General features: G+C 54.2%; 6 protein-coding genes. 3 read left to right on the forward strand and 3 right to left on the reverse strand.

Going from position 1 to position 7,437, the window contains the following annotated elements; all coding sequences use genetic code 11:
- Positions 1–95: 95 nt before the first annotated feature.
- Both ACE6ED_RS26355 and ACE6ED_RS26360 read right to left on the reverse strand, forming a co-directional pair.
- Entirely contained in the window at positions 96–1,922 is a 1,827-nt protein-coding gene (locus ACE6ED_RS26355; protein WP_410830426.1) for a response regulator, read from the reverse strand.
- Complete coding sequence (locus tag ACE6ED_RS26360; protein ID WP_410830427.1) at positions 1,897–3,762, reverse strand: sensor histidine kinase; 1,866 nt, start codon at positions 3,760–3,762, stop codon at positions 1,897–1,899. The genes ACE6ED_RS26355 and ACE6ED_RS26360 overlap by 26 nt, the downstream gene beginning before the upstream one ends.
- A gap of 137 nt (positions 3,763–3,899) precedes the next feature.
- Between ACE6ED_RS26360 and ACE6ED_RS26365 the strand changes: the two genes are divergently transcribed.
- Positions 3,900–5,351: an ABC transporter substrate-binding protein gene (locus tag ACE6ED_RS26365; protein ID WP_410830428.1), complete on the forward strand. Its 1,452-nt coding sequence runs from the start codon at positions 3,900–3,902 to the stop codon at positions 5,349–5,351.
- Between the two features lie 85 nt (positions 5,352–5,436).
- Here the strand turns inward: ACE6ED_RS26365 and ACE6ED_RS26370 are convergent, their stop codons facing one another.
- Positions 5,437–5,715, reverse strand: coding sequence for a hypothetical protein (locus tag ACE6ED_RS26370; protein ID WP_410830429.1), 279 nt, complete (start codon positions 5,713–5,715; stop codon positions 5,437–5,439).
- A gap of 150 nt (positions 5,716–5,865) precedes the next feature.
- Here ACE6ED_RS26370 and ACE6ED_RS26375 point away from each other — a divergent pair, with 150 nt between their 5' ends.
- Together ACE6ED_RS26375 and ACE6ED_RS26380 are read left to right on the forward strand one after the other, a co-directional pair.
- Positions 5,866–6,918 (forward strand): glycoside hydrolase family 88/105 protein, encoded by a 1,053-nt coding sequence (locus ACE6ED_RS26375; protein WP_410830430.1) that lies wholly within the window; start codon positions 5,866–5,868, stop codon positions 6,916–6,918.
- Between the two features lie 95 nt (positions 6,919–7,013).
- The coding region (locus ACE6ED_RS26380; protein ID WP_410830431.1) for a hypothetical protein at positions 7,014–7,437 on the forward strand (424 nt) is incomplete at its 3' end.

Raw genomic sequence — 7,437 nt, forward strand, 5'->3', positions numbered from 1 at the left:
TAAATCATTGCATCCATGGCGAGTATACTGAGTTTAGCTCAATCAGACCACTCTCATGGATACTTTTTCATGTGGCAGCAAAATAAATCTGTGCTTCACCCTCCCTGCCTCCCGGCCTCCTCACGATACTTCAACGGGTGGCTGCCGGCATTTTTTTTGAAAACGGTACTGAAGTAATGCGGGTTCTCGTAGCCGACCCGTTCCGCAATCTCCATCACCTTCAGGTCCGAATGCTGCAGCAGTTCTTTGGCCTGCTCGATCCGCACCTTTGTGATGTAATCGCTGATTGTCTCCCCGGTCCCTTGCTTGAAGATTTGGCTGATGTAGTTGGGCGTCAGATAGACCTGTTCCGCGATTTTGGCGACCGACAGCTCTCCGGCGTAGCCATCGTGGATGATCTCCTTGATTTTGTTGATCGTTTTGCTGTTTTTGGTCGTGTTCTTCAGTTCTAAGTAACGGGTCAGGCCGGTGAAAAACTGCAACATATACGTTTTAAGCTGTCCAATTTCAGTTTTGCCGTAAATTTCGTTCAAAATTGTCACCCGGTCGTCCATCATTTCCATTTTGCCTTCGTTCATCTCATATAATGTGCGCAGGGAAGCGAATAGGATTTCGGAGCAGAGGTTTTGCACATAATCCATCTGCAGCTTCGGCCCGCTAAGACGGAGGAATAATTCTTCTAGCAGAACGGCGGCCTTGTCCGTATTGCCGACCTTCAGCGCACTCATTAGCCCGGTATGGAATTTGTACAAATCCGAACTCTGGAGGGTTTCGCTGTCCGGCCGGATATCCCGGATGTGAATGATGGAGTGCGGACCGGTATAAAACTTGTAAATGAGGGCGGTCGCCGCTTCTTTGTAAGACTCCTCCACATTCCGGATATCCGCATAAGTACTCCCGATCCCGACCGACACAGACAGCTTCAAAAACCGGCTGATGCTGCTCGCGCAGGTTTCGCAGACAGAGGCGATTTCCCTGGCTGCTTCGATATTTTTGGCGGTTCCGCTGCCCTCGGTCCCTAGACCGCCTTCGGCCGCTTCGCTGCCTGTGATCGCTTCGCCGCCTCCGATCGCTTCGCCGCCCTCGGCCGCTTTACCACCTTCGATCGCTTCGCCGCCCCCGGCCGCTTTACCGCCTCCGATCGCCTCGCCGCCCCCGGCCGCTTCACCAACTCCGGCTGCTTCCCCGCCGCGGAGACCGAACAGCAGGATAAATTCGTTTTCTTTCGAAACAAAGCCGATGCCGGACCGCCGCTCGGCCATAATTTCGTTAACGATATTTTCGATGGAAAAGTAGAGGAGCTGCTTGTATTCCTCCGAGTATTTTTCCAGCGCTTTTTTATAATCATCAAGCTGCAGGACGGCTGCCGTAAATTGTTGCTCCGGGGTGAAGGGCATCTCAAAAAACTCGATTTTTCTCCAGACTTCCCCCGCTTCCGGGTAGAGGCCTGCCAGCAAATTTTGCAAAAATTTATCCCGGATCAAAGGTTTGTTCTCCTGGAGCTGTTCTTTGAGGGACTCCAGATTGAACAGCATCGCCCGTTCTTTGTGGAGGGTGTCGACCGTTTTCCGAAAGATCTCCTTTAGGTCGGCCAGCTTCACAGGTTTGAGAATGTAGCCCTCCGCATTCACCTTTAATGCATTTTGTGCATAAGAGAAGTCCTGCATGCCGCTGATAATGATGATTTTGACCGGACTGTCGGCTTCCTTCAATTTGGCCGCCACCTGCAGTCCGTCCAGAAACGGCATCATAATGTCCATAAACATGATGTCGGGCTTAAGCTCCATACAGAGCTCATAAGCCTCCTGCCCGTCCTTGGCTTCCCCCAGAATCGTTATGCCAAATTCCTCTTCCCAAGGAATGGCGGTCCTCAAGCTGTCCCGGATAAACGGCTCATCATCCGCTATGATCATCGTGATCATCTTCTTCCACCTCATTCCATGTGGTCACTACGGGACAGCTTACGACTACCAGCAATCCCTGCCCGTCTTCTTCGTTGCGGTAATATTTGATGCCATAGGCTTCCCCAAAAAATTGCTTGATCCTTGAATGGACATTCCGTATCCCGTAAGAGCCGTCGCCGGGCTGCCGGGTGTTCAGCATCGCATTCAGCTCGTCGGGAGAGGCACCCGCTCCGTTGTCAAATATGGATAAGGTCAGCAGGTTGTCATGCTCCTGGCGTACCCTGATCCGGATGGTCCCCGGCCCCTGCTTCTTTTGGATGCCGTGGATAATGGCATTTTCGACCAGCGGCTGGAGCGTCAGCTTGACGATCAGACAACTGCTGAGCAGTTCTTCGTCCATCGCCTCCAGCTTGTATTCGAGCTTATCCCGAAAGCGGAAGCTCTGGATTTCCAGGTAGCTTTCCACCTGCCGCAGCTCGTCGCGCAGCGGAATAACGTTGCTGCCTTTGCTGAGGCTGTACCGGAAAAAATCAGCCAGAGAGGTCACCATGCTGCTGATCTCCGGCACGTTATGCCGGATCGCCAGCCAGTTCATCGAATCCAGCGTGTTATAGAGAAAATGCGGGTTGATCTGGGCCTGGAGGGACTTGAGTTCGGCTTCTTTTTTGCGCAGCTCGGTGACGTATAATTTGTCGATCAACGCCTTGATCTGCTGCAGCATCATGTTGTACCGCTGGAACAGATAAGCGAATTCGTCTTTGCGTTTGTACAGGATTTTGATGCTGAAATTTCCGCTTTCAGCATGGGACATCGACTGCACGAATTTGCGGATCGGGGCCGATATATTTTCGGACAGCAGCAGTGCCATCATCAGGGACAGCAGCATGCATACGGCAATGACCAGATACATAACCCGCTGGAAAGAAAACAGCTCCCCGTTCAGCTCGGAAAGGGGGGAAAGCGCGATTACCTTCCATCCGTAAGGCGTGATTTCCTTGTAGGTAACGAGCTGGTTCTCCCCTTCCTGCTTGTATTGAAACGAATGGGAAGCAGCCCCGGAAGCACCCGCTTCGGATATGGGCAGATTGGCCGCATATTCCAGACTCTCCAGGTCTCTCCCGATCAGCGCCGGGTCAGGACTAAGCGCAATCCGGTTGTTATGATCCGCGATATAAAGGGTGCTGCCGGGAGTGGGCTTGTAATGCTCGATGGCGGAGTTGAAATCGCCGAGCGGGACGTCCACCGTCAAAATTCCCACATAAGGGAGCTGGATATGGCGGATGCCGAACAGGCGCTTGGCAAACTTCAGCGTGTACTCGGAATCCAGTGAACTTAAACCGATGACGCTCATATCGGATTTGGCCGGTATGCCCAGATACCAGGGCTTCAGGGAGATCAGATCGAGATTAAACACTCTGCGCGAAAAATTATACTGCGTATATTCAGGCCGGTTCACAAGGTAGAGCATCGGAACGAACCGGACACCGGCGCTGCCGGTGCTCGGAAAGTTTTCCAGGATTTTGTTCAGCTCATTTAACTCGTTAATAATCCCCGCGGCGTCGGTAGCCCGGTCGGAAGAGATCAGATCGGCAAACTGGGAGTGCAGATAAAGGGAGGTCATGGCTTCGTCTGCGTTATTGAATTTTTGCATAAGCTGGTCTTCGACCAGGTTCAGGTTGTTTTGAATCGATGTCTGCGCGTTTCGTCCGATGATGCTGGCGGATTTGTTGTAAATGGTAATGGCGAGAATGGTTGTGGGCAGTAGAACAAGAAACAGAAAATAGAGGATGAGTCTGCTGCGGATGCTGAAATTGTACAGGAACAGAAATTTGGACAGCCGATCGAACCACTTTTTCATAGAGAATTACCCCTCAGAGGATCGGTATGCAAATAAAATGACGCTTGCCAAATGAAGCCGTTTGCTGGAATATGTAGGCAGATTGGATGGGTTTATTGTAAAATCACCGGCACGCTGTGTCAACGCGGGAGGTTGCTATGAATCGGGGATGGAGTTTAGCCATAGGGCTGCTTATCGTTTTGGGGGTGGCCGGTTTATTTATCATGGACCGTTCGCCGTTAACCGGCCGGAGAGAAGAGGGAGAAAGCACTCCAGAGAAGGTGCGGATTCAGGTCGCTTTAAACGAGTGGGCAAACAATCTGGAAGTGCAAAACGCGGTCAGGCGGTATAACGAAACGAATCCGGAAGGGGCGGAAATCGTCCTGATGGACATTCCGTCAGAGAGCTATAACGATACGCTGAACATGCTGCTTACGTCGGGGAAGGGGCCGGATGTATTTGTCGCCGACCGGATCTGGCTTGCTTCTTACGTGAACAAAAATTATTTGGAGAATTTGCAGCCTTTTCTCAGGCAAAACGAGTTGCGGCGGTATCCCGAGTGGAGTCTGGATTACGCGCAGAGTTCCCTGTTCAAGGGAGGGATTTATTTTCTCCCTTCCGGTGTCGAGACGCTTAGGCTGATTTACCGAAAAGATTTGTTCCGCGCCGCCGGCCTGAATCCCGAACAGCCGCCGGCTACGCTTGCCGAAATAAAGCCGGCCGCGGACCGGATCACAGCAACCGGAGGCGGCGTGCGGAAATACGGGTTTGCCCTGCCGGCCGGGGATTTGCAGCACAGCTTCCAATTTGATTTGGAGATGTCCGGCACCTACAGCGGCATATTTTATTATGACTACCGGTCGGGCAAATATGACCTGAGCGTATATATGCCTTGGCTGGAGACGATGAGGGCGGTGAAGCGGGCGGGAAGCCTGTATCCGGGCGAATCCCTTCTGAAGCGCGAGCATGCGCTGAAGCAGTTTGCGGAAGGGAACATCGGGATGATGTACGCCACCAGCCAAGATTACGCGAAACTCCGCGAATATAACCGCAAGGGGGATTTTGGGGTGGCCATGCCGCCGGCCGTGGACGAACAGCGGATAGGTAGCGGGGCTTTGATGATGCAGCCGCTGTCGCCTTTGGTTGTTAACTCGGGGGCGGCGGCGAAGGAAACGGCCGTTAAAGTCTGGAAATTTCTGCAGTCCGCCGACTTCCAGACCGTGCTGTTCCAGCAGGCGCTGGCCATTCCTATGGTCGACGGTATTTTGGAACAGACGGATTTACATACGCTGCATACCGGGTTCCAGGCGTTTTTTCCGACAGACCGGGAATCCCTTTACCCGCTGTGGCCGCAGATTATGGATCAATACGACCCGAATGCTGTCGCGCCGGGGCCGCGTAATCCCGGTGACCGTCCGAGGATGGAGCAGTATTTGCGTCTGATCGGGGACGAGGAGCCGCTCCCGATGAAGGAAGCGCTGGCGCGGGAGACGGAGCGTCTGAATGAGCTGTTGGAGATTGCGGCTAGCGGACGGTTTTTTAATGCGGAGGAGTATGTTTATCCCGGGTTTGATCCCCGGCGGCCGCTCTCCGGAGGGGCTGCAGAATAAGCTTCCCCGGCATTTGTGAAGTGCCCCCCTTAGAATAGACATTGGACCGGCATCATAGAATTTTGAACTTTTATCATAGATGCGCTTATTTTGTTTTGCCGCTTCCGCCGGTAAACTGTGGGTCAAACAGGATTGATCCGCCGGAAGGATACGAAATGGGGCGGGTCCGGTACAGACTGGGTAGATCGGGCAGACCGGATGGATTGGGCAAACCGGGTAGATTGGGCAGATCGGACAGATTGGGTAGACCGGGTAGATAGGGCAGATCGGATGGATTGGGCAGATCGGATGGATTGGGCAGATCGGACAGATTGGGCAGACCGGATGGATTGGGTAGACCGGATAGATTGGGCAGATCGGACATATCCGGCAGACCGGTCCGGTCCTAGAAGGCGATGCGGACTCTATAGTGTCCTGATTGCAATGCGGATCAATGCGTCCTGGCGGACCAGTTCGGATCAAATACGGACTTATGCGGTGCTGAAAAGGCATTGCGGAGCGGGAGGAACGGCACATGACGGCAGCAGACAAGGTAAGCGAGACCGGAGCGCGGATTTTTGACTACATGACAGCGGTGAAACGAGAACATTGGGGGATGGATATCGAGCAATGGGACTGGGTTCCCGGCGTCGGTCTGATTTCGATTCTGGATTACGGAGTATACGCGGATGAACAGCGGGCAGTGGACTACGCGGTGGAATGGGCAAGGCGTAACGAAGGACTGTCTGATAAGGCGAGAGTCATTAACTCAATGGCGCCGTATGCTTTATATCCCGTGCTGTACCGTTTGAGCGGTAAAATAGAGTATCTGGCCAAAGCGCAGGAGATTGCCCGCTGGATGCTTGAAGCAGCGCCCCGCACCCGGGAGGGGGCGTTTGAGCATACCGTAACCGAAGATGCCGCGTTCCCGGAGCAGGTTTGGGCCGATACCGTATATATGGCGGTGCTGTTTCTGTCCAGGCTGGCCCGCGCGGCGGATGACCGCGGGGCGGCCGAAGCAGCGCTGGAGCAGACGCTGCTTCATTTCCGCCTGCTTCAGGATGACAGCACCGGCCTGCTGTTCCACGGCTGGGACTGCGCACGGGGCAATCATCTGTCCGGCGCGAGATGGGCCCGGGCGAACGCCTGGGTGATGCTGGCGGTGCCGGAAATCGTCCGGAATATCCGCGGCCTGGCCGGGATTCCGGAGGAACTGCTGAGCCGGTACCGGGAGCTGGCGGCTGCGCTCCGCAAGGTCCAGGCGGAGGATGGGCTGTGGCACACGGTGCTGGACCGGAGCGATTTTTACAAGGAAAGCTCGGCCAGCGCCGGGATCGCCTGCGGCATGGTCAAAGCGGTCCGGACGGGACTGCTGGACGCGGCGTATCTCGAACACGCGCGGCTTACCGTGGATGGGCTTCTGCCTTTGGTCACCGCCGAAGGGGAGGTGCGCGGCGTCTCAGGCGGCACGCCCGTACTGGCATCCATCGCCGCCTATAACGAGGTTCCCCGCTATCCGACGCTGTACGGGCAGGGGCTGGTTCTGCAGCTGCTGGCCGAATTCCGCCTGCTGGAGCGGGAGGCATAACCTCCCGGGAGGTGTAACAACACGGGAGGTGTGACCCGCAAGTGTCCATTCTGCCGCCGTATTGGCGGTGAATAGCGGATACGGGGGCAGGCCTGTTGTGTCAAAAGAGAAAGCCGGACCGGCGAGGGGGTTGCCCCCCCTTCTTCGGTTCGGCTGTTTTATTTTCCTTGGCGGCTGTCCTTTTAAGTAAATCTCTCAACTTTCGCAGTTGGAAAGATGGCATAGACCCTTGGGTGAGTAAGAAAAATTCAATAGATTTACTTGTATTGACAAAAGACACCTCACTTGTTAGGGATCGTGGTAATGCGACCAACCATGTCAACAAGAAGGTGCGAACTCCACGTTATAACAACATTCCCTGCCTGAACACAGTCCCGCCTTTTCCAAACTTTGGATGCGTTTTGAAGCAGCTTTGCATTGTCCACTCCTATGACTTTCTTGCCGGACTCAGGGGCTCCTATTTGCTGATTATTCAGCGTTTTGGCAAAGAGACGGACTCAGATTCCCTTATTTACGAGG

The organism is Paenibacillus nanchangensis, from assembly GCF_046543445.1.
GTDB classification, from domain to species: domain Bacteria; phylum Bacillota; class Bacilli; order Paenibacillales; family Paenibacillaceae; genus Paenibacillus_AQ; species Paenibacillus_AQ nanchangensis.

Excerpts from the sequence above, each read along its gene's own strand:
- ACE6ED_RS26355 (WP_410830426.1), bottom strand. The coding sequence starts at position 1,922 with ATGATCACGATGATCATAGCGGATGATGAGCCGTTTATCCGGGACAGC.
- ACE6ED_RS26360 (WP_410830427.1), bottom strand. The coding sequence starts at position 3,762 with ATGAAAAAGTGGTTCGATCGGCTGTCCAAATTTCTGTTCCTGTACAAT.
- ACE6ED_RS26365 (WP_410830428.1), top strand. The coding sequence starts at position 3,900 with ATGAATCGGGGATGGAGTTTAGCCATAGGGCTGCTTATCGTTTTGGGG.
- ACE6ED_RS26370 (WP_410830429.1), bottom strand. The coding sequence starts at position 5,715 with ATGTCCGATCTGCCCAATCTATCCGGTCTACCCAATCCATCCGGTCTG.
- ACE6ED_RS26375 (WP_410830430.1), top strand. The coding sequence starts at position 5,866 with ATGACGGCAGCAGACAAGGTAAGCGAGACCGGAGCGCGGATTTTTGAC.